A 26,316-nucleotide genomic window follows, 5' to 3' on the forward strand; every position below is an offset into this window, starting at 1 on the left:
TAAGACGGTGGCGAACGCCCCTCGTTGCTACCATTCAGTTCAGAAAGGCCCGGTGTCGCGGCCGAGCCGGTCCGACCAAGTTACGATCAACTTGTCTCCCGCCGAAGGGCGTCGATGACTTGCCAGCCCGGCTGGGCCATCGGCGCATTGCTCCGGATGGCTGACAAGCTCAAAAGCCACCAGGGTGAGCAGGCCCTCCTAAGGGCCGCAAAGGGAAAGCCGGCATTCGAGAATGAATGAAGCACCAGCATTGCCAAATGACACGGCCTTTCGGCGGCCTGTTGAGCGCACCTACCCCTTGATCGCCGAGCCGACGATGGAATCGACGAAGAAGCGCTGCAGCAGGACGAACAGAATGAGCGGCGGCAGCACGGCGAGGGTCGCGCCGGCCATCACCAGCCCAGTGTTCACCGCGCCTCTGTTGTAGCTGAGTAGTCGGCTGAGGCTGATGACGATCGGGTAGGCGTCGGCATTGCCCTGCAGCACGGTCAGTGGCCACAGATAACTGTTCCAGTGATAGACGAAGGCGAACAAAGCGAGCGCCGCGATCGCCGGTGCGACACTGGGCGCGACGATCTTGTAGAGGATCAGCAGTTCCGAGGCGCCGTCCATCCGTGCGGCGTCGATCAACTCGTCGGGCACGCCCGATATGAACTGGCGCATCAGGAAGATGCCGAACGCATTGGCGAGGTTGGGCACGATGATGCCGGCCAGGCTGGCATTGAGGCCCATCGAGCCGACTAGGCGGTAGAGCGGGATCAACGTCACGACAGGCGGCAGGAACATGGTGGCGATCAGCACCGAAAACAAAAGCGAGCGGGCAGGGAAGTGGTATTTGGCGAAGGCATAGCCGGCCATCATGCTGGTGACGAGGATGCCGACGGTGGTGATCGAGGCGATAACCAGAGAGTTCCACATCGACCGGCCGACATTGACCACGCCAGAGACCTTCTCATAAGCGTCCAGGCTCGGCGTATGGGGTATCCACACCGGCGGCACCTGCATGCTCTCGGCCGACGTCTTTAGGCTCGACAACACCATCCACACCAGCGGGAAGGCCGACGCCACGGCGACCAGCAGCATCAGCGTCGCCAGCAGTGCGTTGCCGCCGGCCGGGCGCTTTCGCGACAATCGGCTCGACGATCCCGAAAGCCCAATCCGGCTCATTCGATGTCCTTCCGGTTGGCAAGAGCAAACAGCGCGCAGACCACGACAATCAGCGACAGCATCAGCATGACGGCCATGGCCGAGCCCAGCCCGCCCTGCGCGCGCTCGATCCCGACGCGGCGGATGTGGTAGGTCAAAACATTGGTCGAGCCCACCGGCCCTCCTTGCGTGATCAGCGCCACAGGCTCGAACACTTGCACCGCATTGATGATGGCGATGACTGCGCTGAACAGAAGTGTGCGTCGCATCAGGGGCAGTGTGATGAAGCGAAACTGTTCGTACCGGTTGGCGCCGTCGAGCTTTGCCGCTTCGTAAAGGCTGCCGGGAATCTGCGTCAGCCCGGCAATCGCCAGCACGGTGAAATAGCCGACCTGTTGCCAGACGTTGAGGAAGACGATCGAGACCAGCGCCGAGCGTGGCGACGAAAGCCACGGCTGCGGGCCGATGCCGATTAGGCCGAGCATCTGGTTGAGCGGCCCTTCGCTCGGCGAATAGAGCTTCGACCAGACCAGTGCCACCGCGATCATCGGGACCATGTAGGTGGAAAACAGCACCGTCCGCAGCGCCGTGCCGCCGGGCACGTCATGCTGGTAGACCATCAGGCCGAAGGCCGCCGACAGCGGTAGGATAAGCACGACGGAGAGAACCGTGTAGATCGAGGTGTTGACCAGCGCGCCCTTGAAATCGCGTCCGACCGAGGTCGACCCGAAGATCTCACGGAAATTGTCGAGGCCGATGAAGCTGGCGCTGGAAAACGGCGTCTGCGTCGACCAGTCCTGGCACGACAGCCAAGCGGTGAGCAGCATCGGCAACAGGATGAAGATGCCGATCAGCGTCACGGCGGGCGCCAGCATGATGCCCGCCGAGGCACGGTACCTCTGAATCATTATTTGGCGGCGCGCTCCAGGATCGAGGTGGCGTCGGCCTGCGCCGTAGTCTGCGCATCCTTGGCCGAGACCTGGCCATACTGCAACGCCTCGAGTGTCTGCTGCAGGGATTCTGAGAATTCCTGGCCGCCCGGCACTACCGGGAAGGGTTTTGCGTCGGCGAGCACGTTGACGTAACCGGAGAGGAACTCCGAGCCGAGCTTGTCCTTGTGCGCCTCGATGTCCGAGGTGCGCGATGGCAGAATGCCCATGGACATCAAGATGCCGGACATCGCCGAGGCGCCGTTCTTGCCAGACTTCGGATTGTTCAACCAGGCGAGAAAGTCCCACGCCGCCTTCTGCTCGACAGCATCTGCATTAGCGTTGACAACGGTCATCCAGGAATAGGAGATCGAATGCGGCTTGTCGCCGCTCGGGCCCACGGGGATCGGCGCCGTGGCGATGTCAGCGAACTTGTCGCCCATGCCGGTCTTCAGCGCGCTCTCCCACCAATTGGCCATGATGATCATGCCCGTCTTGCCGGAGACGAAATTATCGAGGAAGGGGCCGGTGGTGTTGGCGTCGGCCGTGGCCATCGCCGGCACGCTGACGCCGGACTTGATCAAGTCCTCGTAGAGCTGAAAGGTCTCGGCGGCTTGCGGGCTGTCCAGCACCGGTTTCCCATCCTTGACCAGTTCGCCGCCATTAGAGACCAACAGCGAGGCGAAGGGATGGACGACGCCGGCCGCCCAGGAATTGATCATGCCGAACCCTTGCTGGCCGGCATCCTTGTTGGTCAGCTTCTTCGCCGCATCCTTGAGCTCGTCCCATGTCTTGGGTGCTGCCGTGATGCCGGCCTGCTTGAACAGCGCCTTGTTGTAATTCAGCGCGTAGACGTCGATCTCGTTGGGGATGCCATAGAGCTTGCCGCCGACCGATGCCGCACTGGCAATGCCCGCCGGCCATGAGGCCTTAACCTCGCTGGCCACCGCATTGGGAGCGGGCGCGACGAGCTTGTCGCGCGCGAGTTCGGGCAGCCACAGATCGTAAATGCCGCCGATCGTTGGACCATCCGCGCCGCCGCCCTGCGAGCGCAGCGTGGTCAACAAATCGCCGAACGGAACGGCGCGCACGGTGACGCTGACGTCAGGATTTGCCTTCGCATAATCCTTCGTGGCTGCCTCCAGCAAGGTCACCGTCTCTGGCGACCAATGCGTCAGGTAGGAGATGTTGACCGACTGCGCCCAGGCAGTCGCGGACAGCATGGTCAGGCTCGCGACAAGTGCCAGTTTCAAAGTCCAGGCAAACGACATCCTAATCCTCCCTCAGGGCCTACCGATCGCGATGACGTTATGACAAGTTAAGGTGACGGCGCAAGGGCTTGCTGGTGAAAAAAAGCGGCAAGCCGGATCGCCGCATTTTTATTTGGGCTGCCTTTCATCACGATATTTTCCTCTGTAAACAACGGATTAAATCGGTATCGCGGATGAATCAGCTGCGCCATCCTCGTTTCCAGGGTGCACCAGACCTCTTGCGAATGCCGCTATGTCATTATAATGACTTTCCCGAGCCAATGACTCTCTCGTGGCATCGAAACCCCGCGAGACGCCAAGGAACGAGAACAATGGGAGACTGGCAATGGGCATGCTTTCAATTCACCGACGCGCCGCGCTTGGACTGATCGGCGGCCTTGCCGCCGCCTGCGCCGGCATCTTCACGACCTTCCCGGCAAAGGCGGACAGCACGGTGACGCTGTGGAGCTGGCGCACCGAGGACGAGGCCGCGATGCGCCGCATCTTCGATGCCTTCGAGGCCAAGAACCCCGGCATCAAGGTCAACATCCAGTTCACGCCTGATGCCGACTACCAGAACCGGCTGAGCACGGCGCTGCGCGGCGGCCGCGGGCCTGACATCGCCCAGCTCAAGGCCTATGGCGAATTGCAGCCCTTCGTCGATGCCGGCTATCTCGACGTCCTTGACGACAGCGTGCCCGAATTGAAGAACATGCCGGACGCGGCCCTTGGCGGCGCCCGTGGCCGTACCGACGGCAAGCTCTACGGCGTACCCTATTCGGTGCCGATGATGGGCGTCTTCTACAACCAAGACATCTTTGCCGCCCAAGGGATCGAAATCCCCAAGACCTACAAGGATTTCGCCGCCGCCTGCGAGAAGCTAAAGGCGGCCGGCATCACCCCGATCGCCACCGGCGGCGCCAACGGCTCGGCCTGGGAGCTGGAGATCGGCGTCGGTGTGGTCGGCCCGACCGTCTACGGCCCGGGCTTCTACGACGAGATAATGACCGGCAAGGCCACCTTCGAGGACCCGCGCTATGTCGCGGCGTTGAAGCGCTTCGCTGAGCTGAAGCCCTATTTTCCCGATGGTTTCGCCGGCATCGACTACACCACTGCCACGCAGCTGTTCATCGGCGGCAAGGCGGCGATGTTCCTCGGTGGTTCCTTCGAGAACGGCAGCTTCAAGGCGCAGAATCCCAAGCTGAAATTCTCAATCTTCCCGTTCCCTGCCGACGATGCCGGGGCAAAACTCTACACCTCGGCCTTCTCCGACGGCTCCTATGGCCTTGTCTCCGAAAGCGCCAACAAGGAAGCTGCTATCAAGGTCCTGGACTTCATGGCCTCGGCCGAATTCGCGCAGATGTTCGCCGACGAACTCGGCTGGCCGCCGGCCCGCACGGATGTGACCGTGAAGGACCCAGTGTTGGCCGAGATGATGGCGATGTCGAAGAACTCAACGCCCTACCTGACGCTGGTCGGTTTCCGCTGGCAGTCGCCGACGGCCTCTTCCGTCTTGCAGTCCGAGATCATCGACATGGTCGAAGGCAACATCACGCCGCAGAAGCTGGCGGCCGACATGCAGGCCGCCGTTGCCACGTGGTTCAAGCCGAAGCAGTAAGGAGCCGGGCCGGTCGCACAGCGGCCGGCCCCTACCGGACAGAACAACGTATGACCACCCTCCGCCGCAAAAGCAGCCTTCGCCGCACGCAAGAGCGCATGGCCGTGCTTTTCATCCTGCCGGCTCTGGCGGTCTATGCGCTGTTCGTCCTCTACCCCCTGGCAATGTCGCTGTGGGGCAGCTTCTTCCTCTGGAAGGGGCTGCGCGTGGTCGAGTTCGCCGGCCTGGCCAATTTTTCGCGGCTGTTCGTTTTTCCAAGCGGCGCGCGGGTCTACGGGGCGCTGTGGCACAACACCGCCTGGTTCTTCGGCATCATGGTCTTCCAGAACGGCATCGGGCTCTTGTTCGCCTGGCTGCTGTTCCTGCGCGACAAGGGCGCCGCCTTCTTCCAGTCGGTCTTCTTCTTCCCGGCGGTGCTGAGCCCGGTCATCGTCGGCGCACTGTGGCGTCTGCTCCTCGCGCCGGGCGGCGTCGTCGAATGGGCGGTGAATGGGCTTGGTCTGCACCAGGGCAGCCTCACGGTACTCGGCAACAGCCACACGGCGCTCGGGATGCTGATCGCCGTCGATACCTGGAACTGGATGGGCCTGCCGGTGCTCATCTACGCGGCCGGTCTCAGGCAGATTTCTAGCCAGATCTTCGAGGCGGCGAAGCTCGACGGCGCTGGCAATACGCGCATGCTGTTCTCGATCGCGCTGCCGCTGCTGATGCCAGCGCTCGGCACGCTGACGACCTTGTCGTTCATCAACACCTTTAACCAGTTCGACATCGTCTATGTGATGCAGGGCGTGCAGGGCAATCCGAGCTATTCGACCGACACGCTGGTGACCTATTTCTACCGGCTGGCCTTCGGCGCGGAAGGCGCCGTCGGCATCACCGATATTGGCTTGGCACTGGCGCTGGGCACCATGCTGTTCCTGATCCTCAGCACCGGCACGCTGATGATGCTGCGCTTCTTTGACGGCCGCACGGTGCAGCTATGAGCGCGCTGGCCATTTCACGTCGGCCAGTCCTCTCGCGGCACGTTGCGCGGTTGCCGGGCTGGACGGTGCTGGTCGTGTGGACGGCGGCCGTGTTGCTGCCGCTCTACATCCTCGTCGTCTCCTGCTTCAAGACCACGGCCGAGATCTACGACAATCGCCTCGGACTGCCGAAGAGCTGGGCCTTCGACAATTTCGTCAACGCCTGGACGCGCGCCAATCTCGGCCAGAATTTCGTCAACAGCCTGATCGTCACCGGCGGCGCGGTCATCCTCACTATCGTGATCTCGGCGATGGCCGCCTATCCGCTCAGCCGCTACAAGCTTGGCTGGAACGCCATCATGCTCGGCCTGTTCCTGTCGGGCATCATGCTGCCGATCCGGCTCGCCTCAGTCGAGCTATTCACGCTGATGCGCAATCTCGGTCTGCTCGATTCGCTGACCGGGCTGATCCTCGTCTATTCGGCGATCCGCATTCCCTTCGCCGTCTTCATCTTCGCCAATTTCATGCGCGTACTGCCCTCCGAACTCGACGAGGCGGCCCGCATGGATGGCGCCGGCGAAGTCCGCATCCTGTTCCAGGTCATCCTGCCTATGGTAAAGCCCGCCGTTTCGATCGTCGCCATCTTCACCGCGATTGCCGTGTGGAACGACTTCTTCTTCCCGCTAATCTTCATCTTCGACGACCGCTACAAAACCGTGCCGCTGGCGATAAGCGTATTCGTCGGCCAGTTCCGCACCGATTGGGGCCTGGTCTTCGCCTCGCTGGCGATCTCCATGGCCCCGATTTTGATCATGTATTGTCTGCTCGCCCGCCAGATTCGCGAAGGCGTCGGCGCCGGGGGAGGCATGAAATGATCGAGGAAAGGATCTACGCCGCTAGCTCCATGCTGGTCGTCGGCGCGCACGCCTTCGATGCCGAGGTGATCGCCGGTCCGCTGGCGGGGGCCGCCGTCAAGCGCGGTGCTTCGGTGACCTTCCTGCATCTGACCATGGGCGAACAGGGTCATCCTTGCCTCATCCCCGAGCACTATTGCGCTCAGAAGGAAGAGGAGGCGGGCAGGGCGGCGGCACGCCTTGGGGTCAAGGTGCGCAGCCTTGGCCTGCGCGACGCCTTCCTGCCTTCAGACGACCAAACAGCGCTTGAGGTGTGCAACGTCATTCGCGAGCTGAAACCTGAGATCGTCATCACCCATTGGCACGGCAGCTGGCACAAGGATCATCGCGCCGCCGCGCATCTGACGCAGACCGGCATCTTTTTCGCAGCGCTGCCGACTGTCGCGAGTGATCATGCGGCGCATACGCCGCAATTGCTCTTGTTCGGCGAGAACTGGGAGGACGATGACGGCTTCCGGCCCGAGCATCTGGTCGATGTCAGCGACGGCTTCGAGGCCTGGAGCGAGGCGGTCAAGGAGTACGAGCTGGCACGCGGCCTGAGCAGCTTTCCCTATGTCGACTATTACAGCGCGCTCTATCGGCTGCGCGGTTGTCTGCGTGGGACACGCCATGCGCAGGCGTTCGCGGCGGCATCGCATTCGTGGAATGCCGGCATCGGCCTGTTCGCGCCGCCGGCCAGCGGAGGGCGCGGCCGATGAGGCGCGTGCTGGCCATCGACCTCGGCGGCACCAATCTGCGGGCCGCCATCCATACCGGCGACATCAGCGCATTGAGGGTGCTTAGCCGTGAGCCGGCGCCGCCAAGTCTGGATGCCTTCGTTGCTCGCATCCACGCGTTGTGCGCCGACACCGGATCGGTCGAGGCGCTCGGCATTGCCGTGCCGGGCCTCGCCGAGGGTTCGGTTTGCCGCTGGATTCCGAACCTGCCCTTTCTCGACGGCGTCGACCTCCAGAGCTTGTTCCCGAAGCTGCGCATTGGGCTTGGCAATGATGCGCAGATCGCGCTGCTGGCGGAAGCCGTCGAAGGCAGCGCCAAGGCCATGTCGGACGCGATCCTGCTGGCTATTGGTACCGGCATCGGTTCGGCGGTGCTTGCCAATGGCCGTATCGTTGCCGGCGCGCATGCCGGCGCCTGCTCGTTCGGTTGGGCCTGCGCTGACATCAAAGACCATGGCGGCGAGCGCAGTGGCTGGCTGGAGCGCGTCGCCTCCGGCCGCGCGCTCGACGCGCTTGCCGGCCAGATCGGGCTGGCCAACGGGCGCCAGCTGATTGCCGCTGCCCAGGCAGGCGAACTGGCGGCGCGGACCCTGCTTGAAGTGCCGGCGCGCCAGCTCGGCACCGCGCTTGCCGGTGCCGTGGCGCTGCTTGATCCGCAGGCGGTGCTGATATCGGGCGGACTGGCGGAAGCGCTCAACGTGATGCGGCCGCCGCTGCTCGCGTCCCTGCGTCGCCAGTTGCCATCGCATCTGCGCGGCATCGCGATCGAGCCTGGCCAGTTCGGCTCGGATGCAGGCCTTGTCGGCGCGGCGCTCGCCGGCGGTTTGGGGGAAAGGTGGAGGCAGGTGCGATGAGCGAAGCGAGCTTTCAGCAACCGGATCGCAGAAAGCCGGAGCCGCTCTGGTACCAGGTCGAGGAAGCGATCCGCGCCATTGTCACGAGCGGCGAATGGGCGACGGGCGACCAGATCCCGGCCGAGGACAGGCTCTGCGCGCTGTTTGGCGTCAGCCGTATCACACTGCGTCACGCTCTGCGCAATCTGGAGGAAGGTGGGCTGCTGCGACGCGAACACGGCCGTGGCACCTTCGTTCGATCCACCACGCTCGTTGCCGGCACGCGAGCGTTGACCAGCTTCACCCAGGAAATGCGCAATGTGGGCGTGGTCGCCGGCTCGCGCCTGCTCGACTGCAGCCTGACGACGGCCAATGCCGCCGCTGCCGGCGCATTGGAGATCGAGGAGGGTGACCCCGTGGTGCGCATTCGCAGGCTTAGACTCGGCAACAGCGAACCGATCGGCATCCAGACAGCGCAGCTGACGGCCGCGCGCGTGCCGGGCTTCCTCGATGCCGGCCTGCTGCAGGGATCGCTCTATGAGGCGCTGGAGCGCCATTACGGCATCGTGCCGGTGGCAGCACGCGAAATCTATCGCGTAGGCGCGGTAGGCGCGGGCGATGCCGAGTTGCTTGACCTGCCCGCAGGCAGTCCCGCTTTCGTCGTCGAGCGCATCACCACGGATGAGCGCGGCTCGTTCGAATTCACTGTCTCGATCATGCGGGGCGACCGCTACGAAATCCGCTCGACGCTGCGCGCCGGGCGTGTCCCGTCAACCTCAAGAAGCTGATCCATCACAAGCCGACACTTAAACAGGAGTACCCACGTGTCCGATCTCTACATTCATCGTCTCACCGCGCTCATCGACGAGGCGGCAAAAGCCAATGAGGAGGCCTTCGGCGAGGCCGCCAGCCGCTTCGCCGATTCGCTCCAAGGCGGCGGGCTGGTGCATCTCTATGGTTCTGGCCATTCGGTGCTGCCGGTGCAAGAAGTGTTTCCGCGCTACGGCAGCTATGTCGGCTTCAACCCGCTGACCGACCCAAGGGTAATGTGGCACAATGTGCTCGGCGCCGGCGGCGTGCGCGAGCTGTTGTGGCTGGAGCGGACCGAGAAATACGCCGAGAAATTCCTCGACCACCAGCCGCTGAACAAGGGTGACTCGATCATCATCTTCGGCCACAGCGGCCGTAACTCGTCGGGCATCGATACCGCGCTCTACGCGAGGAAGCGCGGCATCTTCGTCGTCGCGGTGACCAGCAAAAACAATCTCGACAAGCCGGCGACGCATTCGTCGGGCAAGCGGCTGGCCGATGTGGCTGACCTCGTCATCGACACCTGCTCCCCGATCGAGGATGCGATCGTGCCGGTCGAGGGCTGGAGCCGTCCGGTGTCGGGCTCGTCGACGGTGCTTGCCATGATCCTGGCGCATGAGCTGATCGCCCGCACGGCCGAGCAGCTCGCCAAGCGCGGCATCGAACTCCCGGTCTTCGCCTCGCCGACCATCGCTGGCGTGACGCTGCACGACACCGACGTCATTTACGGCGTCTACCGGGAGCGCATGCTGGAAGCGCAGAAGAAGCACCTGCCAACCTTCCAGGCGACGATGCGCGGCGAGTGATGTTTGGGATGGCTACCGTCCGAGCAGATTGCGCTCGACGGTTCTCAATGCGCCAGCATGGCCTGGCTCGCGCGTTCGGGATGGCGCCGGTATGGAGCGACTGGCATCGGGGTCTACATGTGGTGCCGTGTCGGGTGCAGCAGCGGTCGGACAGGAATAAAGATCAATACCGGAAATCCGGTATTGATTGCTGAAATTGGGGGAGCGAAAATCGTCGGATGCGGGTCGACTATGCCGTGGCTTGCGAGGCCTCGGCATTTGCCATGAACCAATGTTGGCCGAAGCGGCGGCAGCTGGCTATGTGACACGTTCTGCCCACGGCAGCCTCCCGCGCTTGCAAATAGGTGCCATTGAGGAGTTGCTTGATGGCAGGCGTCAGATCAAGATCAAGCCGCCGCCGATTGAAACGGATGATTCCGCAACAGCTTACGCCCAACGCGCCCAACTCGGGCAGCCTAAGCACTTAAATTGCTAGTTTTCAGCTTAGCAGCACCTTAGTCTAGGAAGGTGATGGTGCCAGAGGCGGAATCCAAGCCAAGGAAATACTCGCGGGCCCGGCTCGGCGCAGCTTGACTGCCGCCGGTCGCCATTAAGGCCGTCCGAGTTCGTCAAGCGCATGGCGCAGTTGACCGAAGTGACCTCCTACTGACGTCTTGAACGTCTGCTTCGCGCCTCATCGCACGAACCCGCTGCGCGGGAGGGCCGCCTCCTTCTGAGATGGCGTGCATGTCATAGACCTTGAGCGGGTAGAGGCGTCGATCTGACCATGGAGTTCCCTTCGAACGACAGGAACTCGCCATGGCTACCCCATCGACCGATGCACCTATTAGCCCGCTTCGCCAGCGCATGCAGCACGACATGCTCATGCGGGGCCTGGGCTCGCATACCCAGCAGGATTACGTTCGTCACGTCCGGCGCTTCGCCGCGTTCCTCGGCCGCTCGCCCGACGCGGCGTCGTCTGAGGACATCCGCCACTTCCAGCTTCATCAGCATGAGAGTGGCGCCGGTCCTGCGACGATCAACGGCGCGGTCTCGGCGTTGCGGTTCCTGTTCCTGGTGACGCTGAAGCGGCGGGATCTGGCGCGTGCGCTGGTGGTCATGCGGTATCGACGCGTCGAGCTTCTGCCATTCGAAATAGCCGTCGACGGGCACCCAGGCAGCGGCGCGCGTTGTAAGCCTTGCGGAACAAGCCATTACTGGCGATCGTCTCGCAGCGGGCGTTGACAGGTGGCGGGCGGCCGCCACCTTCCCGAGCCCAACCGGGGACCAAGCCCCAGCGCGCCGAAACAAAGCCGGCCATGCTGGTCGACAGCTCTTCTCGGATGATGATCGGATAGGTCAGGCTTGGCGCGCCGTTCCAGAGAGGAAAGCTGTTGCCAAGCCGTTCGACTTCACCAGGATGGGCGAATTCGAACCGACGAACCATGTCGGGGATTGTGGTTTTCACGAAACTCGTCCGCACATGCACCAGAGATAGGGACCCGAAAAGCAAGAGTCTACTTCGGGACCGCTATTCGATCGCGCCGCCCTCCTGATTGCTGACAGCATCCGCCATGACGGCAAAGAGGCTTTCGTCTATCTCAAGCAGCTGGATCCCGACCTTGTTGCGTCGGCATGGCAGCTACGCGCTCCTGCCCTTGCGTGCCGAAATCTCTACTCTTTCGCGACCGCTCCTGACTCGAGGCTGATGGCAACGCCCGATCAAGCAACCTGTCAGTGTGGCACAACTGCAACGCGCGTGGCTATTTGCCTGGAGCCACCAGTTTTCCGATAGCCTGACATTCAGCGGAAAGCTACAAACAAGCAGTCGCAATTCATTGAAGAGTTCCTGCTATGAAATCAGTCCTGCTTGCCACCACCATGCTGATCGGCCTGTCCGGCGGCGCTTATGCTGCCGACGCCATAGTTTCAGAACCCGTACCGGTTGCTGCCTCTTTTGACTGGACTGGCGCTTACATCGGAGTGAACGCAGGCGGCGGTTTCGGCACGTTTAATCTTGCTCCTTCCGGCGGCGGCCCTGGCTCGATCGACATCAGTGCGAGCGGCTTCCTGGGCGGCGTTCAGGCCGGTTACAACTGGCAGGTTGGCCAATTCGTCTACGGCGTCGAAGCCGACTTCCAGGGTTCCGACATTAAGGCAGACCTGTCGCTCGGCGGCCCCGGTCTCGAAGCAAAGGTCGACTGGTTCGGCACGGTGCGTGCTCGCCTTGGCTACACGCCCGTCGATCGTTTCATGGTCTATGGCACTGGCGGCTTGGCCTACGGTCACGAAAAGATTTCTGCCCCTGGGCTCGACTTGTCCAAGACCAGGGTCGGCTGGACCGTTGGCGCGGGCGCTGAATACGCCATCACCAACAATTGGTCGTTCAAGTCTGAGTATCTTTACACGGACCTGGGTAAAGAGACGTTCACGCCCGGAGGCGGCGGTTTTGGTGTTGACGTCAAAGTCCCCTTCCACACCGTTCGCGTCGGTCTGAACTACAAGTTCTAGTACGTCGGCAAGCAAGATAGATGGCCCCGGCACACCGCCGGGGCTTTTCTTTTTGTGATCCCTTGCGCGAGTGTTCGTGCGATATGGCACATGCGATGCTTGCTCCCCTGTGCGCAGGCGCGATACTCCTTAGCGACCGCCATCGTCTTCCTCTCGAAAATCCTGCAACGAAGCGTGCCGCAAATCCTCCTCGCCGCGCAAGTGCTTCACACGTCCGATGATGCCGGGCTTGACCCACTGCGTTGCCGGCCGCTTCATGCCATTCGGCGCTGGCCCGGCATGCTCCTGAACGCGCTTCCATAGCCGCCCGGCTGAAGGCCGATCCGACATATTGCCCGGTCTTCCGATCAGCCATGAGGGCGAATGCCGGCTTGCCGGGCTCACGCTCGACGCCTAGCAGCTCATATTCCTCGACCGTGTAGCATTTTGCCTTCAGCCAGTTCGTTGACGGGCCGGAGCGGTACTTGCTGTCATTGCGTTTCGACACCATGCCCTCAAGACCAGCTTAGTCGACAAGGTTGCATCGCCGGTCCCAGGCATTGCTTCGCTGAACTGGATGCGACCACCGGTCGGGATCAATCCTTGGAGGATGTCGCGGCGGTCTTCCACCGGCATGTCGCGCAAATCGTGGCCGTTGAGGTGCAGGAGATCGAACGCCACCAGATAGAGGTCTCGCGACGGCTTGCGGCTCGTGACGGCTGATTGCAGTGCATGGAGTCAGACAGGCCGGCTTCGTTGATGGTGATCGCCTCACCGTCGATGATGAAGTCTTTCGCTTCGATCGCCGCGGCTTCGCCGGCAAGCTGGATATAGCGGCCGGTCCATTCGTAGCCATTCTTGGTCATCAGCCGAATCCCGTCGTCATCCTTGATGACCTGGGTCCTGTACCCATCGAACTTGATCTCGTGGATCCACTCATCGCCCTCTGGCGGGGTGTCGACCAGCTCGGGCTCCATCGGCTTAGTGAACTTCAGACGCATCAACTCACTCACGACCACCGTCAATTCAATAAGCTTTTAGCTAAAATAGTTCCGGAACGTTTGGCGTGGCCGGATGTTGCCACCCGCATGACGAAGCTACCTGACCTTGGCCCCCCGATTCCCGGCAAACTGCATGGAGGGAAGCACATTGAAGAGCATCTTCACTTCTACAACTGCCCGCACTGCGGTCAGCGGGTCGACCAACACGATCTGCGGCAAGTCCTCTGGCATGAGCGGCCTGGCCAAGAGCCGCTGGAGCCGGAGCCGAGGGGAAGGTGATCGAATTTCCAAAGCGGAATAAGAAAGACCCGCCAGCGTGAGCCAGCGGGCCTTGAACCACATACCGTTAATATCAGGCCGGCGGTGGCGGCGGCGGTACCGATGGACCGGGGCCAGCCGTTACAAACGAAAGTCGTTCGCGCTTGGTCAGAACAGGCTTCTCGTAAGTTTTCATCGCGCAGCTCACGTCTTGCTCAGGCCGGACACGATGACCACCTGGGCTGCGATGCTGCCCAGGCGCTCGCGCTTTTTCAGTTCTGGTTTTTCGTATGTCTTCTTCATAGTTTGCTCCTCGCTTTACCTTCGGCCGGAACTTGCCTTGCGCCAGAGAGTCTTGTCAACCGCCTGCGATCACCAACTCCGCCGCGAGCCAAAAGCCGCTCCCATGAACAGCAGCACCACAATTGCAAATAGAATGATCCGCATGCGACCCCGTCTCATTGCGGGGAGTTGTAGCATATCGGCGGCGAGCGACGTCGTTCGTATGAATGCTTCGCTGGGGGCCGGAAAGGCTCATAGTCCGGCAGCCGGCGAGCCTAGCGGCCCACCCTCCACTAGTATTGCTGGTTAGGCTCGGCGTCCTCCAACAACTCTCCTTGTTGGATGCCGGGCCGGCATGAGGACGGAACACGCCTTCGATGATCTCGCTCGATCCCTGAGCCATGATCCTTCTGCCGCGAGGATCACCGGCCTGGTCCGGTTTGCCGGCCCCCCAAGCCAAGCACACCCCCGGCAGCCGGGCCGCCCTCACCCGCAGAGAATAGCCCTTATATCGGGGCATTTTTAAATGCAGGGCCTAGAAGCTCCACTCTGCCTGAATTAACGACAGTAGTTGTCGCCGCTTGCACGACAATCAACTTTGATAGATGCTGCCACTTAGCCTTGGGAGGGCGAGGGGATGAAAATAAATTCAATGGTGGCACTTGGTGCCATTGCAGTGCTATGCGGCTGCCAGACGAGTAATCAAGCTGACTATATGCAGATCGGCTACGGGCCAAGTTTCGACATTGCCCACGCTCAATGCGAACTTCAAAAGGGCTCGGCCGATCAAGGCTATATTGCTATCGGATCGCCGGGCTTTGTGGCGGGTGCCGGAATTGGCAACGCTCTCGGCAACTTGGCTGCCGAAGATCAATTCATGAAGAACTGTCTGATCATCAATGGGTGGAAGCGCGCGCCTCATGGTCAGGGAGTTGCAGCAGCCGCAGCCGTCGCTAGTGTTTCGCCTCCGACACCCTACGGGATAGCCCGCGCCCCTGGTAGCTGGATCAACACGGGACTTCTGGACTGGAAGGATGCCAACAACAAATGCGTCACAGGCGACAAGGGTGCCTGTGCGACCCGCGCAAATCTCGGCGCGAAGCTCAGGGCCGCGGGCATCAACCCGTCATCGGTATGAGGACGCCGCCGGTGAGCCTGCAAATCCCGGCATGCCTTGGCCTAGCCCTGGTGGTCAGCGGCTGCGCCGCCGACTATCTCAACAACTACGATACGCTGACGCTGCGGCTGGAGATGCCAACCAGCAGAACCAGCTTATGCAGACGGTCGACCCGTTCAATCCTGACAGTAACAACACCCACATTGAGAGTGACGGACAGCGTATCGCTGGTGTTGTGCAGCAATATCGCGGCATTCCGCTAGCACCGGCATCTAGGCCAAATCGCCAAGAGGGCGGGGACGGGGGAGACTCCGGCAATCACCCGTGCGACCGGAGCACCCAATTCGACAGTCTTGGTCGGCCATGCGGCGGGAGAGCGGCTGAGGCGAAACCTGGCGGTCGAACCGGACACGAAGGGGATCAGCAATGACCTTTCGTGCTGGGCGGCCGCACAGACGACGCCAACGCACTCTCCCGCTGAGGTTGGTCTTCGTGACCATCGCCGCGGCTGCAGCCTTGGTCGCGCAGTTCGTCATGCAACGCACCGATGGCCTGTCGGATCTGAACCTGTCGAACTTGGTCGGGCCGAAGCCGGCGCCGATCGCGGGCGTCGCCTCCGTGATTGACGGCGACACAATCGAGATCCACGGGCAGCGGATCCGCTTCAACGGCATCGATGCGCCGGAGAGCAAGCAGTACTGCGACGACGCCAAGGGCTTCGAATACCCGTGCGGCCGGCGGTCGGCCGAAGCGCTCGACACGTTCCTGGCGGCCTCGAGGCCAGTGCAATGCACGTTTGTGAATTGGGACCGCTATAAGCGCTTCGTCGGCGACTGCCGGCGCACCGACGGCGTCAGCGCCGCCGCCTGGATGGTCGAGCACGGCCAGGCACTAGATTGGCCCCGCAGCTGCCCGGGCTTCCGTCAGGTCGCGTCATTGCGGTTATCCGCCTCAGCCTCGCGGTCGCGTCACCTGTGTCCTGGGCGCTGATCCGCGACCGGGACCTGCTGCTCGCCGAGGCCGAGCAGGCAGCCGAACAGGTGGGCGACACATGGGTGGAAAAGCTGGAGCTTGATGTTGCTCCGACCGGGGCCGGAACGGCCGACGAGGGCGCGGATCCGATTTTGGAGCTCGCTCAGTCGATGCGTGCCGATGCCGGCTCGCAAGCCTTGCGGGCCGAGGCGAGGGCGTTCGTGCAGAAGATGATTGCGGACCTTCCTGCCGAAGGGCGCGACTTCGCCGGAAAGGACGAGGCCGGGCTGGAGCTCTTCCTTGACCAGGTGCTCGCCGGCGGCGCCGACCTGGTCACGGCCCGTCTCAAGGCGGGTGGCGCGCAATGAGGCTTCGACGCCTTGACCTCATCCGATACGGAAAGTTCACCGACAAGGTGATCGATTTCGGACCCAAGCCGGAATCGGGACCTGACCTGCATATCGTGTTCGGCCTCAACGAGGCGGGCAAGTCGACGGCGCTGTCGGGCTATCTGGATCTGCTGTTCGGCATCGAGTAGCGCAGCCGCTACAATTTCCTGCACGAGTACGCGCCATGCGCATCGGCGGGTTGCTCGAGCTGGCTGGCACGGAGCATGCCTTCACACGCACTAAACAGCGCAGCAACTCGCTCTTGGACGCCACGGGCCAACCGGTGAGCGAAATGGCGATATCGGCTCACCTGGCCGGCCTGTCGCGCGATGCTTATCAGACCATGTTTTCGCTGGACGACGAAACGCTGGAAGCCGGCGGCAAGTCGATCCTGGAGTCGCGCGGCGATCTCGGCAAGCTGCTGTTTACCGCCAGCGCCGGACTTGGACATGCCAGCGACACGTTGAGCGCACTCGAAGCCGAAGCCGATGGGCTCTACCGGAAACAGGCGCATGGTACCGAGCTTGCGCTGCTCAAGAAGCGTCTTGCCGAGCTGAAATCGAGCAGGGATCAGATCGACACTTTGGCCTCGGCCTATGAGAGCCTGGAGACCGAACGTCGTGAGGCGGCGCAACAATATGATCGAACCATCGCCGAGCGATTGCTGCTGTCGGCCAGGGTTGGCACCATCGCCAAGTACCTGCGCGCCAGTCCGATCCTGGCCGACGTCCGGCGCCAGGCCGCCCGGCTGGCCGAGCTGCCCGACATCGCTTCACCGGCGCGGACTTGGACCGGCAGTGCTGCCAGACTGATCGATGACGATGCCAGCCTGAGAACGCGGCTGTCGGCAAATATCGATGAGGTCGAGCGACTGAAAACAAAGATTGCCGCGGTCGATGTCGACGAGGCGATCCTCGGCATCTCCGAGCGCATCCGCGGACTGGGGGAAAGCAAGGTGCGCCACGTCTCGGCCGGCCTCCACCTTCCCAATCGCAGGATAGACCTGCAGATCCTCGACAATGCGGTTGCGGCCTCACTCGCCGCGCTCGGACGGTCTTCAGAGGCCGATCCCACCGCGCTGCTGTTGCCGGCCGCTACCATTGGGGCTGTTCGCGCCATGGTCGAGCAACGGTCCGGGATTGCCACTGCTGCACGCGTTGCCCGTGATGAGGCCACAGCCGCTCTCGATGCGCTGCAGGCGGCGCAAGATCGCGTTGGCGAGGAGCGGGCAGTGCCCGAGCCGGCCAGGCTGAACGCGGCCCTGGCGAAGGCGAGGGCGAGCGGCCACCTCGGAGACATCAAGGGCGGCACGCGAGGCACAGGACGCTGGCGAGGTCAAATGGGAGAGCGCCCTCGGCGGCTTGCATCCGTGGTCTGGCGACGCGCAGGCGTTGGCCTGCATCGCCGTTCCGAGCGCCAGACAGGTTGGCGCCTGGAAAACGCTTGCCGCGCAGCTTGGCAAGAACAAAGCCGTCCTGTCCGAACGTCTCGCAGAACACCAGGCCAACCACGAAACGCTAGAGGCGCGTCTAAGCGCACTTCGCGCCTCGGTCGATGTCGCCGACGATGAGGTGGCCGCCGCCTGCCGGCGTAGCCGCAACGAAGCGTGGACAAGGCATCGTGCGGCGCTGAGCGGCGAAACAGCCGACGCCTTCGCCGCGGCGTTGGAACGCGACGACGACGTCAATGCATGCAGGCTGGCTAGCGCGGGCGCGCTCGCCGATATTCGACCCATAACGCACGGCCTGGCGGAAGCCGCGGCCGATATCGCGCGTATCGGCGACAAGCTTGCGCGAGCCGACATGGAGGTCAACGCCGCATCGTCGCACATGCGCGCGGCAGCCAGCGGCCTGCTTGGACTTGTGGAGGCATCGCTCGAGGACCTGATCGAACTGATCGAGCGTCGCACTTCGGCTCGCGCTGATGCGCTCGCTGCCTGGCAGGAGATCGAACTGGCCGCCAAGAAGGTCGGCCGGGCGAGCGAAGACGAGGCACGGCAGAGGCTGGACCTCGCCAGGGCGCTGGAGAGCGTCGGCATTGGTTCGGACCGTGGCGACAGTCTTGAGACGATAATGCGTTGCTGAGTTGTTTCTGGACCGGCAACGCAAGGTGGACGCCGGACATGCCGAGGCGCTCAAGACAGTCGCCGCCAGACAGGAAGAGCTGGCCACCCGGCGCCGGGCAGTGGGCGTGGCCGAGCGCCGTGAAGAAGAATGGCTGGCCGGCATTGTCGAGGCACTGAGAGGCACCTGGCTTGAGAACGGGCTGTCCGCAACGGGCGTCGGCATCGTTCTCGACCATCTGGCTGAGCTGGCCAGGAACCTTCAGGAACGTGAAGCGATGCAACTGCGCATCGACAAGATGCAGGCCGACCGGGATAATTTCGTGGTCGAGGGCGCCGCGGCACAACTGAAGCCGGCGAGCCGGCAAATGGCGAAGACGCCGAGCAGTTGGCGATCCGGCTGGGCGAGCGCTTGGCGGATGCCGATCGCGCGCGCGAGGCGAAGGCAAATCTCGCTGCGGATCTGCAGCGCCTCCTCGACGGCCGTGAGCTCCTTGACGCCGAGATCTCGGTACACGAGCGCCGCAAGAACGAGGTGCTGAGCGCCTTTGGCGTTACGACGCTTGCCGAAGTGGTGGAACGCGACGACCAGTTGCGTGAGCGCGACCGTCTACACGCGACAGTCACCGAACTGGAGGACCAGCTGGCGGCCGAACTCGGGGTTCAGACATTCGAGCAGGCGCGCTCGATCCTCGATGCGCTCGATTTCGGAGGCATAGCGATTGAGAAAGCGGAAGGGGAGCAACGGATTCAGCTCCTTGACGAAGCAATCCAGCAGCAGCTGATCCGGCAGACGCGTGCCGCCGACAAGCTCGATGCCATTGGCGGCGACAGCGCCGTCGCCCGAATAGACGCCGAACGACGCACGATCCTGCTGGAAATAGAGGACAGGGCGGTCCGCTACATCGAATTGAAGCTGGGCGTGATGTCCGCCGGAAATGCCTTGCGCGCCTTCCGCGAGCGCCATCGCTCCGGGATGATGGCGCGGGCTTCCGATGCATTCGCGCTGATGACGCGCGGGCGCTACTCGGGGCTGACGACCCAACCGGTGAAAGGTGGCGAAGTCCTAATCGCCTTGCAAAGCGACGGGCAGTCGAAAGTGACCGAGGCGCTTTCGAAGGGCGCCCGTTTTCAGCTCTACCTGGCGCTCAGACTTGCCGGCTATTACGAATTCGCGCAGTTTCGCCCCTCGGTCCCCTTCATCGCCGACGACATCATGGAGACGTTCGACCACGTCCGCTCAGAGGAGGTTTTCAGGTTGTTTGGTCAAATGGCGGATGCCGGCCAGGTGATCTACCTCACACACCACCAGCATCTGTGCGAGATAGCCAAGACGGTGGTGCCGGGCGTGAGGATCCACGAACTCGGATAGCATCGACCTGTGCCAAAGGCGGACTTGTGCCTGCGATGTTGTGGCCTGCACCACGGCTCGGCCGAGATCTGCTTAGCTAACGGCAACACAGAGGCCAATGAGCTCGGCGGTGCTGCATCGGTTCGGCAAGAGTGAGACATGGAACTTCGGCCCATCGGCGAGCTTCCAGATAGTCTGCTGTGGGCGATGGCTCTCATTGAGCTTGAGGTCAGGGCCGAGGCGCGCAAGATTGGGTTGAAGCGGACAGGTGTTTCATTGCCCTTCCTGCAATACGGGGAGACCGATGCGGAATCTTATGCTGGCCTTCGCGGCACTTGCCTTGGCCGCATGCCAATCACCTCAAGAAGTTCGGCAATCCGTCGCTGTTGAACCAGCATCGAGTCCGGCTGTTCTGCCTCCGGCAACGATGGTTCAATCGCCGACAATCACTCCTCCTGGAAAGGACGTGCCGTCAAAGTATGCCGCCTTTTCGGGCAGTTGGGTTGGCAGGTTGGAGAGCACATCTGAAGGAAGGCTCGATGTTCAGTCCGTTTCCTCAAACGGGAAGGTGACCGTCAACTACGCATGGGGCGTTCTGGACGATAACAATCCAGGTGAGGCTGCCGGCACAGGAAAGATCGTAGGGAATGCCTTGAGGCTTGGCCGTCTTCCGAATGGCGCGGACGTCAGTTTTCAGATGCTGCCCGATGGAACTCTGGCCGAAACATTCGCGCTTGCCGGTAAGACCTATACCGGCGTGTTGACCAAGCAATGATTAGTCATTCTCGTCGCTATCCGGCGTGAAGCGCACGGCGACGGCCGATGACGCTTGGTGGCGGGCACCCGGAGCCAGCAGGCCCATAAGGCTTGCCTTCCGAGGGAGCCTTCACCGTTCGGCCATTGGCGGCACACGAGAGACCCATGTAGGAGGTTGGGGCTGCTCTTCAGCTTCAACCTCTAGTCTAATCGCTTGGTTTGCCGGGCAGCATCGAATAGCGCGGCTCCATCCATTTCGATTCTATCGACAAGGACCCGCGCTTGCTCGGTGTCGATGCCGGTTTCCCGGGACAGGAGCATGACCCGAAAACGCTTTTCTTCGGATGGAAGGCCGGGCCGGCCGCCTTCGGAGGACTCGACATCCCTCCGCCTCGCTGGCTGTCGAGCGTTGAGCTTCGGTATGTCGTTCTCTGCCGGGGAGGTGGCCTGCTGGACGATCATCGCGTTATCGCAGACCAAGAAAGCTCAGGATTGCGACGACCACGACTACCGCTCCGATGATCCAAATCAATCTATTCATGTCGTTTCCTTGCGTAAATAATTAACTACATCACCCTCGTTATCAACGAGATCGTGCCCACACTTGACGCTGAATGCGGTTATAGAGACGGGGGCGAGCAACCGCCGCCTCAGTCAATACTGCTGTTCAGTTGGAATCTCCCGCCTTCGCAGCGACAACATTCCCAAGCAAGGCTGGTTCCAGGCGCTTTCGAGAGTGGGACCTTTTCGTCTGTCGTTTCAGACCTAAGTCCGATCACAAGGACCTCAGCGGGAATGTGATGTCCTCAGGCCTGATCCTAAATCGCCTCAGCCGTGCTTGTCGGCCCTTTGGACCGAAGGCGGTTCTTTGCGGCGCCTTGTTGGCGAACCCGGTTCAGCCTGGCCTTGCGGCCGTCGAGCATACGATGGCGCAGCGGGAGGGCCTCCTGCACGACCAGGTTCAATACCTTGGCGTCGGTTAAGAACCTGGCGCCTCATTATGCATCGGCGCGTCTTGTCGCCATGCCGATCATTGCCGGCGTGGGGATCGCAATCAAGGCGCTGGAAGTTCTCGCCGCCGGCCGTGCGATCGTCGCGTCGCCACTTGGCTTTCGTGGGCTTCCTCCGGATTTCCAGCCCCCTGCGCCGAAGCCGAGATCCGATGCTTGTGAATTCGCCGCGGCAATCGATCGGCTGCTCAGCGATGAGCAAGCGCGTGACGAGGCGCTTCAGTCCAGGCGGAAAGCTAACCAGGCTCTTGGGATGAGAGAGCGCTTCGAATCTCAGATGGCGCAAGCTGTCGAGCGCCTCGCGAATTGTGCGATCAGCTAAGGCCCTTTCCACGCAATCGCATCGCCGGGCAAAGCCCAGTCTTGTCGCTGGTCGCCAATAGGGCAGTCACAAGTCAGCGCGCGCAGACCGGTTGTCTTTATAGGAAGGCTCTGCAACAATTGCATCTGCGCCAGTTTCCGCGATCACCGTGTGAAGCTGTAGAAGGCCAGGGACGACACGACGAGTGTCTGAGCGTAACCGCTCGGGATCGTGGCTCACTCCAGGTGGGTTCCCCAACGTCCGGCCCGCAGCGCACCGCTGCCCCTGCCGGACCGACCCGCGGGAGGCCTCCGGCATGCCAAAAATCCACTCTGATTTCGCCGCCAGCTACAGCGAATTGACGCTCTGGGAATTGGCCGATCCAGCAGCGACGGTAGAGGCTGCGGTCGAACTCTACGGCCCGGACGCGGCGACCGCCGCGGCATGGTGCGCGCTGACTGCGAACTTCGACGGGCGCGAGGAGGACTATCGCTTCTGGTGCACGGTCTTCTCAAAGCTGGGCAACAGACTCCAGTCTTGAGCTCAGTTTGAGAACGAACCTCCCCGTTCGGACAGAGTCGCTGTGCAACGTCCCCGAGCCGCCTTACTGGACGCGAGACGGGTGGCGGACAGGCCTGAATACTTAATGCACGAACAACATGTTTCCGGCGCTTAACGCCATTTCATCTAACTTTAGTACAGCGCCGGGAGGGACTGCGCTATCCTTCACCTACGCCGAGTCCAGAGGAAGAATGTCTTTCATCAGATTTCGTCCGGAGCAGATCCAAAGCTGACATGCGAGGAAAATTCATTCACAGGAATGTCGGCCACGATGATCGCTTCTGGTGCCAATCTGTTCAGGTCGACGGGAAGAATGACGGGACAAGAGCACAGTGGGAACACGGCCACCCAGCGCGACCCGTTCAAAGGCGTTGAGCGGGTTTCGCCAACCACTTCGGACGTCGGCCGCGCCAAAATCGGGAATCCTGCCACCGGGATGGCACGTTGCATCGAACGCCACCGGCGCCTCGTGGCCGCCGTTGAGAGGTTCTCCCGGAAACGGTGCGCCAGTCGTTTTAGCCTGCTGTCGGCTGCCGCCTGGCTGGCTCTGGTCGTAAGCCGGCCTCTTGAACGATCTGCGTGGCGCCGACTGGTCCAGCGCAAGCCTGTTGAAAGCTGCGAGGCCGAGCAGAAAATTCTTTATCTGATTGCTGCAATCCTGGCGCGGAAGACGCATTTGCGACCTGCGGAGGTCGACGAAGTCAAAGCCAGTGTCATGGAATTCCAGTCGGGCATTGCTGATTTACTGCGGAGAAAAGACCCGTGACTCTCTGATGTGATCCAGAGGCCGTACTCATCGCGTCAGTGGCCGTTCGACTGTGCCCGGTGGGTGGGCGTCACATCTAGAGCGGCGACTTTGGCTGTTGCGAACTTGCGAGGGCTCGGCGCTACCGAACCGAGCTGGAAGCGCGCCTTCTGGCGTCCACAAAAGGCGGCGTGATCTCATATTTGCGCTCGGCGATTAGATTGGAATCTGCGACTGGCCTTCGCGCCAAACTACTGTCGATCGCCTTGGCGCGCCACTCGTCCATGTCGAGGACGTATGTAGACCACATTCCATAGCGCGCCGACATGGCGTAGCGTTGCCATTTCAAATAGTGCGAGTGGACCGGGGAGCCGGTCTCCACCCGCGCCCAGCCGACGCGCAGCATCTCCACGGCAAGGTCGTGCCCGTCGGCGACACACCTGCCTTTGAGGGCACCGTCGCGATCAGGGAACTCGCCTAGGAGACAGCCAACTTGTCTGTCGCCGACCATCCGCTTCAGCCAGGCTTTTGCCAAGGCCCCGCACGGAACCGGCTTCAGAACAGCACTTTCACCGCGCCGCTTGGCATCGAAGGCCCATTGCGGCAATTCGCAACTGTCGATGCCGGCAAGGCGAACTTTTTGAGCCGATCGAGGAAACCACAAGGTGCGGCCGTCGATCACGCTGGCCCGTCCCGCAATCGCCTTTGAAGATCGCCCAGCGGTCAGGGAAGCAGGCTCACCACTTTGCCCGCTCCCAGCCGCTCTGGCGATATCGGCGCCGGGCGAAGGAGAGGGGAGGCAAGAGCAAGCCAGCGCGGTCAGCGCCCAAAGCAAATGCCTCGCGGTCATGGCCGCGACGCTTTTGCGCCGGCAGCCTGACCAAGCAGGATCGCCGGATGCTGGACGTCCTTGAACTGCCACAGCCCGGCGTGTCTGGCGCGCGCCGCCTGCTCGGCGACGGCGTAGCCGGCGTGATAGGGCAATCCGTCAGCACGCAGGGCCGCGAAGGCAAAGCCGCTTGTGATCATGAGGTTGCCGAGATCAAGCCGATCGCCCTCGATCATGACGAAACAGGCAACATGCACGGTGTCGCCGACCCTCAGCACAGGGGCGCATTCAGGCCTGGTGTCGGCGATCAGGGCGCCGAACACCGCGAGCGAAGCCTCGCCACAATCGGCACGGTGGCCGGCGGCATCGGTGAAGAAAGTTCCGCGAAGGCACGCCTGGGTGCCGTATAGACGATACTTCGTGCCGGCTTCGACCCAACTATCGCCAGTCTCGAGCGTCACGCCCGGTCGCAGGTCGAAATATCCGGGCGGCGCGGCGCTTGCAGGGCCTGCGGCGAGCGCGCCGGCCAGGAGAATACGAACGGTCCTCATTGCGCTTGCGCCTTGATCCTGGGATCGGCCCACATGCCATAACCGCCGCGACCGATCTGTTCTGCTTCCGCGAGATCCTTGCGCACCGCAGTGCCGTCAGGGTTCCTTGCCACCCGGTGGCTACCAACCGAAACCAGCTGCTCCTCGAACATGTCGACCGTGTCGACGCTGCCGGGGTAATTGTAGTAGCCGTAGCAGGTCGCGTCCTGAAGCGGCGCATTCGCCTCGCTGACGAAGGCCCGGCAGAAGATCACCTTTGGCGATTGCAACAGCGTCCCCAGTCCCTTCCTGGCATAGTCGGCGCAGGTGCCGGAGAAATCCTCGCGGCGGTTGACCAGATCGCCCTCGCAGGGCTCGATGCCATAGAGGCGGAGTACGGTTTTTGAATCGACGCGGAAGTCGATCGGCGAGACGGCCTTGAAGCCGCTCGTCGAAGCGAAGCCCTTGCGCTCGGCAATGCTTCCCTGGCCATCGTAGTATTCGACGACCAGGACCGTCTTTCCCGGCGCGGCGAGTGACCTGATGTAGGCCTGATCGACGGGTTCGGCCGCGATGGCCGGCACCAATGACGCCAGGCAAAGGACGAAGCTGCCGCCGACGCTGGCTCTCATGTTTGACACTCCCAAATAGCATCTCGTTTCGATCCAGCTTGCCAATTACGGATCCTTTGCGCAACAAAAAACAATATCGATTTGACATTCTTTTTTCCGTCAGCTACCGATTTATCGAAACTTCGACCCACCGGCGTGGAAACTTGCGATGGTTTCTCCATTGTTCATATTGGCAAACCGGCGGCTGCTCCTGCTGCTGAGTTCGGCCCTCCTGAGTTGGCCGTCGGCATACTCCGCAAGCAGCGCGGCGGAAAACCGCGACCTGCGCCAGCCGCCGCGCAATTCAACGGTCTCCGCGGTCAGCGCGGGAGAGGCCGGCATAATCGACAGCGTTTTCCATAGCCGCTGGGCGGAGAGGGCAGGAGAGTATGTGCTCGATGGCCAAGGCAGACTTCGTCAAACCCAAGCCCCCACGCGCAATGACGTGGATGTGGCGCCGCCGGGGCAGACGGCGAGCGCATCGCGCTCCATCGATCATAGTCAATTTGACTTCGCGTCGGCTAACAACGGACTTCCCGGCGACGCTGAATGCGGGCCATCACCCCTCAATTCGGAAGAGATCGCACGGCTCGTGGCGCAGGCTGCATCCAGGTATGGCGTCGATCGCGATTTCGCACTTGCAGTCGCGATGTCTGAAAGCCGCCTCGACCACAGCCGGAACTCTCCAAAAGGGGCGCGTGGCCCGATGCAATTGATGCCGTCGACGGCAGCCCATTTCGGCGTCAGCGACATCTGTGATCCGGCCGAAAACATCGACGGCGGCGTGCGGCTGCTGCGGGATCTGTTTGCCACCTACCGCAACCCGCTGATCGTTGCCGCCGCCTACAACGCCGGCGAGGCGAGAATCCTTCAATATGACGGCGTGCCACCCTTCCCGGAGACGGTCCGGTTCGTCGCCGACGTCATCAATCGGCAGCTGAAGCTGCCGCCGCTCAGGCGGCAGGCCGGCAGCGGCATAGCAGCTGATCCTGCCGACACCGGCAAGGCGCCTCCTCTCATCGGAGCGAACTCTAAAGGCAAGCCGCGGCAGTGGGTCGGCGGCGTCCTGCAATTTTGACGGAGGAAGA

At 62.3% G+C, this 26,316-nt stretch carries 29 protein-coding genes and 2 pseudogenes; 22 read left to right on the top strand and 9 right to left on the bottom strand.

The window, feature by feature from the left end:
* Positions 1–291: 291 nt before the first annotated feature.
* The 4 genes from LB516_RS20500 to LB516_RS20515 are packed head-to-tail and all read right to left on the bottom strand — an operon-like array spanning position 292 to position 3,537.
* Entirely contained in the window at positions 292–1,167 is an 876-nt protein-coding gene (locus tag LB516_RS20500; RefSeq protein ID WP_224720272.1) for a carbohydrate ABC transporter permease, read from the bottom strand.
* Positions 1,164–2,054 (bottom strand): carbohydrate ABC transporter permease, encoded by an 891-nt coding sequence (locus LB516_RS20505; RefSeq protein ID WP_224720273.1) that lies wholly within the window; start codon positions 2,052–2,054, stop codon positions 1,164–1,166. Before LB516_RS20505 ends, LB516_RS20500 begins: the two co-directional genes overlap by 4 nt.
* Positions 2,054–3,346 (bottom strand): ABC transporter substrate-binding protein, encoded by a 1,293-nt coding sequence (locus LB516_RS20510; RefSeq protein WP_224720274.1) that lies wholly within the window; start codon positions 3,344–3,346, stop codon positions 2,054–2,056. Before LB516_RS20510 ends, LB516_RS20505 begins: the two co-directional genes overlap by 1 nt.
* 47 nt (positions 3,347–3,393) lie before the next feature.
* Complete coding sequence (locus LB516_RS20515) at positions 3,394–3,537, bottom strand: hypothetical protein (RefSeq protein WP_224720275.1); 144 nt, start codon at positions 3,535–3,537, stop codon at positions 3,394–3,396.
* A gap of 134 nt (positions 3,538–3,671) precedes the next feature.
* Here LB516_RS20515 and LB516_RS20520 point away from each other — a divergent pair, with 134 nt between their 5' ends.
* From LB516_RS20520 to LB516_RS29040, 8 genes and pseudogenes are all read left to right on the top strand, one after another.
* Positions 3,672–4,943, top strand: coding sequence for an extracellular solute-binding protein (locus tag LB516_RS20520; RefSeq protein WP_224720276.1), 1,272 nt, complete (start codon positions 3,672–3,674; stop codon positions 4,941–4,943).
* A gap of 50 nt (positions 4,944–4,993) precedes the next feature.
* Entirely contained in the window at positions 4,994–5,926 is a 933-nt protein-coding gene (locus LB516_RS20525; RefSeq protein WP_224720277.1) for a carbohydrate ABC transporter permease, read from the top strand.
* On the top strand, positions 5,923–6,780 hold the full coding sequence (locus tag LB516_RS20530) for a carbohydrate ABC transporter permease (protein WP_224720278.1): 858 nt from the start codon (positions 5,923–5,925) through the stop codon (positions 6,778–6,780). Before LB516_RS20525 ends, LB516_RS20530 begins: the two co-directional genes overlap by 4 nt.
* On the top strand, positions 6,777–7,517 hold the full coding sequence (locus tag LB516_RS20535; protein WP_224720279.1) for a PIG-L deacetylase family protein: 741 nt from the start codon (positions 6,777–6,779) through the stop codon (positions 7,515–7,517). The genes LB516_RS20530 and LB516_RS20535 overlap by 4 nt, the downstream gene beginning before the upstream one ends.
* Entirely contained in the window at positions 7,514–8,389 is an 876-nt protein-coding gene (locus tag LB516_RS20540) for an ROK family protein (RefSeq protein WP_224720280.1), read from the top strand. The genes LB516_RS20535 and LB516_RS20540 overlap by 4 nt, the downstream gene beginning before the upstream one ends.
* Positions 8,386–9,156, top strand: a complete 771-nt coding sequence (locus LB516_RS20545) for a GntR family transcriptional regulator (protein ID WP_224720281.1) — start codon at positions 8,386–8,388, stop codon at positions 9,154–9,156. The genes LB516_RS20540 and LB516_RS20545 overlap by 4 nt, the downstream gene beginning before the upstream one ends.
* Before the next feature lie 36 nt (positions 9,157–9,192).
* A complete protein-coding gene (locus LB516_RS20550) occupies positions 9,193–9,984 on the top strand; it encodes a sugar isomerase domain-containing protein (RefSeq protein WP_224720282.1) in 792 nt (263 codons plus the stop codon).
* A gap of 864 nt (positions 9,985–10,848) precedes the next feature.
* Positions 10,849–10,995, top strand: a pseudogene (locus LB516_RS29040) (phage integrase N-terminal SAM-like domain-containing protein); the annotation flags it as partial.
* 85 nt (positions 10,996–11,080) lie between these two features.
* Here LB516_RS29040 and LB516_RS29045 read toward each other — a convergent pair.
* Entirely contained in the window at positions 11,081–11,431 is a 351-nt protein-coding gene (locus tag LB516_RS29045; protein ID WP_224720283.1) for an SOS response-associated peptidase family protein, read from the bottom strand.
* 386 nt (positions 11,432–11,817) lie between these two features.
* On the opposite strand from LB516_RS29045, the gene LB516_RS20565 reads away from it, so the two are divergent.
* Positions 11,818–12,474 (top strand): outer membrane protein, encoded by a 657-nt coding sequence (locus LB516_RS20565; RefSeq protein WP_224720284.1) that lies wholly within the window; start codon positions 11,818–11,820, stop codon positions 12,472–12,474.
* 129 nt (positions 12,475–12,603) lie between these two features.
* Here the strand turns inward: LB516_RS20565 and LB516_RS20570 are convergent.
* Positions 12,604–13,454: pseudogene (locus tag LB516_RS20570) on the bottom strand (RNA ligase family protein).
* A gap of 1,177 nt (positions 13,455–14,631) precedes the next feature.
* On the opposite strand from LB516_RS20570, the gene LB516_RS20575 reads away from it, so the two are divergent.
* The 12 genes from LB516_RS20575 (at position 14,632) to LB516_RS20625 (ending at position 23,279) form a co-directional block, all read left to right on the top strand.
* The gene (locus LB516_RS20575; protein ID WP_224720285.1) at positions 14,632–15,132 is read left to right on the top strand and encodes a hypothetical protein; all 501 of its coding nucleotides are present in this window, start codon (positions 14,632–14,634) and stop codon (positions 15,130–15,132) included.
* Between the two features lie 11 nt (positions 15,133–15,143).
* A complete protein-coding gene (locus LB516_RS20580) occupies positions 15,144–15,374 on the top strand; it encodes a hypothetical protein (protein ID WP_224720286.1) in 231 nt (76 codons plus the stop codon).
* 229 nt (positions 15,375–15,603) lie between these two features.
* A complete protein-coding gene (locus tag LB516_RS20585; protein WP_224720287.1) occupies positions 15,604–16,101 on the top strand; it encodes a thermonuclease family protein in 498 nt (165 codons plus the stop codon).
* Positions 16,086–16,451 carry a hypothetical protein gene (locus LB516_RS20590; protein ID WP_224720288.1) on the top strand — a complete coding sequence of 122 codons (366 nt, stop codon included), beginning with the start codon at positions 16,086–16,088 and terminating at the stop codon, positions 16,449–16,451. Before LB516_RS20585 ends, LB516_RS20590 begins: the two co-directional genes overlap by 16 nt.
* On the top strand, positions 16,448–16,621 hold the full coding sequence (locus LB516_RS28930) for an AAA family ATPase (RefSeq protein WP_263492595.1): 174 nt from the start codon (positions 16,448–16,450) through the stop codon (positions 16,619–16,621). Before LB516_RS20590 ends, LB516_RS28930 begins: the two co-directional genes overlap by 4 nt.
* Positions 16,622–16,656: 35 nt before the next feature.
* Positions 16,657–18,042: an AAA family ATPase gene (locus tag LB516_RS20595; protein ID WP_263492596.1), complete on the top strand. Its 1,386-nt coding sequence runs from the start codon at positions 16,657–16,659 to the stop codon at positions 18,040–18,042.
* A 1-nt stretch (position 18,043) separates the two neighbouring features.
* Positions 18,044–18,556: a hypothetical protein gene (locus LB516_RS20600; RefSeq protein ID WP_224720289.1), complete on the top strand. Its 513-nt coding sequence runs from the start codon at positions 18,044–18,046 to the stop codon at positions 18,554–18,556.
* 390 nt (positions 18,557–18,946) lie between these two features.
* Entirely contained in the window at positions 18,947–19,906 is a 960-nt protein-coding gene (locus tag LB516_RS20605) for an ATP-binding protein (protein WP_224720290.1), read from the top strand.
* A 283-nt stretch (positions 19,907–20,189) separates the two neighbouring features.
* Complete coding sequence (locus tag LB516_RS20610; protein WP_224720291.1) at positions 20,190–20,660, top strand: hypothetical protein; 471 nt, start codon at positions 20,190–20,192, stop codon at positions 20,658–20,660.
* A gap of 815 nt (positions 20,661–21,475) precedes the next feature.
* Entirely contained in the window at positions 21,476–21,973 is a 498-nt protein-coding gene (locus LB516_RS20615) for a glycosyltransferase family 4 protein (protein WP_224720292.1), read from the top strand.
* A 295-nt stretch (positions 21,974–22,268) separates the two neighbouring features.
* Positions 22,269–22,493 (top strand): hypothetical protein, encoded by a 225-nt coding sequence (locus LB516_RS20620; RefSeq protein WP_224682167.1) that lies wholly within the window; start codon positions 22,269–22,271, stop codon positions 22,491–22,493.
* Positions 22,494–22,772: 279 nt separating this feature from the next.
* On the top strand, positions 22,773–23,279 hold the full coding sequence (locus LB516_RS20625) for a hypothetical protein (RefSeq protein ID WP_224720293.1): 507 nt from the start codon (positions 22,773–22,775) through the stop codon (positions 23,277–23,279).
* Between the two features lie 121 nt (positions 23,280–23,400).
* On the opposite strand, the gene LB516_RS20630 is transcribed toward LB516_RS20625, so the two are convergent.
* The 3 genes from LB516_RS20630 to LB516_RS20640 form a co-directional block, all read right to left on the bottom strand.
* Positions 23,401–23,940 carry a thermonuclease family protein gene (locus LB516_RS20630; RefSeq protein ID WP_224720294.1) on the bottom strand — a complete coding sequence of 180 codons (540 nt, stop codon included), beginning with the start codon at positions 23,938–23,940 and terminating at the stop codon, positions 23,401–23,403.
* Between the two features lie 164 nt (positions 23,941–24,104).
* Entirely contained in the window at positions 24,105–24,638 is a 534-nt protein-coding gene (locus LB516_RS20635) for a thermonuclease family protein (protein WP_224720295.1), read from the bottom strand.
* Complete coding sequence (locus LB516_RS20640) at positions 24,635–25,249, bottom strand: hypothetical protein (protein ID WP_224720296.1); 615 nt, start codon at positions 25,247–25,249, stop codon at positions 24,635–24,637. Before LB516_RS20640 ends, LB516_RS20635 begins: the two co-directional genes overlap by 4 nt.
* 148 nt (positions 25,250–25,397) lie before the next feature.
* Here LB516_RS20640 and LB516_RS20645 point away from each other — a divergent pair, with 148 nt between their 5' ends.
* On the top strand, positions 25,398–26,306 hold the full coding sequence (locus LB516_RS20645) for a lytic transglycosylase domain-containing protein (protein WP_140620388.1): 909 nt from the start codon (positions 25,398–25,400) through the stop codon (positions 26,304–26,306).
* Positions 26,307–26,316 lie beyond the last annotated feature (10 nt).

The organism is Mesorhizobium sp. CO1-1-7 (genome assembly GCF_020164885.1).
GTDB classification, from domain to species: domain Bacteria; phylum Pseudomonadota; class Alphaproteobacteria; order Rhizobiales; family Rhizobiaceae; genus Mesorhizobium; species Mesorhizobium australicum.

Bases quoted from the DNA above. Each gene is read 5' to 3' on its own strand.
- LB516_RS20545 (WP_224720281.1), top strand. From the start codon at position 8,386: ATGAGCGAAGCGAGCTTTCAGCAACCGGATCGCAGAAAGCCGGAGCCG.
- LB516_RS20520 (WP_224720276.1), top strand. From the start codon at position 3,672: ATGGGCATGCTTTCAATTCACCGACGCGCCGCGCTTGGACTGATCGGC.
- LB516_RS28930 (WP_263492595.1), top strand. From the start codon at position 16,448: ATGAGGCTTCGACGCCTTGACCTCATCCGATACGGAAAGTTCACCGAC.
- LB516_RS20645 (WP_140620388.1), top strand. From the start codon at position 25,398: ATGGTTTCTCCATTGTTCATATTGGCAAACCGGCGGCTGCTCCTGCTG.
- LB516_RS20510 (WP_224720274.1), bottom strand. From the start codon at position 3,346: ATGTCGTTTGCCTGGACTTTGAAACTGGCACTTGTCGCGAGCCTGACC.
- LB516_RS20635 (WP_224720295.1), bottom strand. From the start codon at position 24,638: ATGAGGACCGTTCGTATTCTCCTGGCCGGCGCGCTCGCCGCAGGCCCT.
- LB516_RS20535 (WP_224720279.1), top strand. From the start codon at position 6,777: ATGATCGAGGAAAGGATCTACGCCGCTAGCTCCATGCTGGTCGTCGGC.
- LB516_RS20505 (WP_224720273.1), bottom strand. From the start codon at position 2,054: ATGATTCAGAGGTACCGTGCCTCGGCGGGCATCATGCTGGCGCCCGCC.
- LB516_RS20610 (WP_224720291.1), top strand. From the start codon at position 20,190: ATGCGGAATCTTATGCTGGCCTTCGCGGCACTTGCCTTGGCCGCATGC.
- LB516_RS20530 (WP_224720278.1), top strand. From the start codon at position 5,923: ATGAGCGCGCTGGCCATTTCACGTCGGCCAGTCCTCTCGCGGCACGTT.
- LB516_RS20500 (WP_224720272.1), bottom strand. From the start codon at position 1,167: ATGAGCCGGATTGGGCTTTCGGGATCGTCGAGCCGATTGTCGCGAAAG.
- LB516_RS20595 (WP_263492596.1), top strand. From the start codon at position 16,657: ATGCGCATCGGCGGGTTGCTCGAGCTGGCTGGCACGGAGCATGCCTTC.
- LB516_RS20640 (WP_224720296.1), bottom strand. From the start codon at position 25,249: ATGAGAGCCAGCGTCGGCGGCAGCTTCGTCCTTTGCCTGGCGTCATTG.
- LB516_RS20540 (WP_224720280.1), top strand. From the start codon at position 7,514: ATGAGGCGCGTGCTGGCCATCGACCTCGGCGGCACCAATCTGCGGGCC.
- LB516_RS20620 (WP_224682167.1), top strand. From the start codon at position 22,269: ATGCCAAAAATCCACTCTGATTTCGCCGCCAGCTACAGCGAATTGACG.
- LB516_RS20565 (WP_224720284.1), top strand. From the start codon at position 11,818: ATGAAATCAGTCCTGCTTGCCACCACCATGCTGATCGGCCTGTCCGGC.
- LB516_RS20625 (WP_224720293.1), top strand. From the start codon at position 22,773: ATGTCGGCCACGATGATCGCTTCTGGTGCCAATCTGTTCAGGTCGACG.
- LB516_RS20515 (WP_224720275.1), bottom strand. From the start codon at position 3,537: ATGGCGCAGCTGATTCATCCGCGATACCGATTTAATCCGTTGTTTACA.
- LB516_RS20525 (WP_224720277.1), top strand. From the start codon at position 4,994: ATGACCACCCTCCGCCGCAAAAGCAGCCTTCGCCGCACGCAAGAGCGC.
- LB516_RS20575 (WP_224720285.1), top strand. From the start codon at position 14,632: ATGAAAATAAATTCAATGGTGGCACTTGGTGCCATTGCAGTGCTATGC.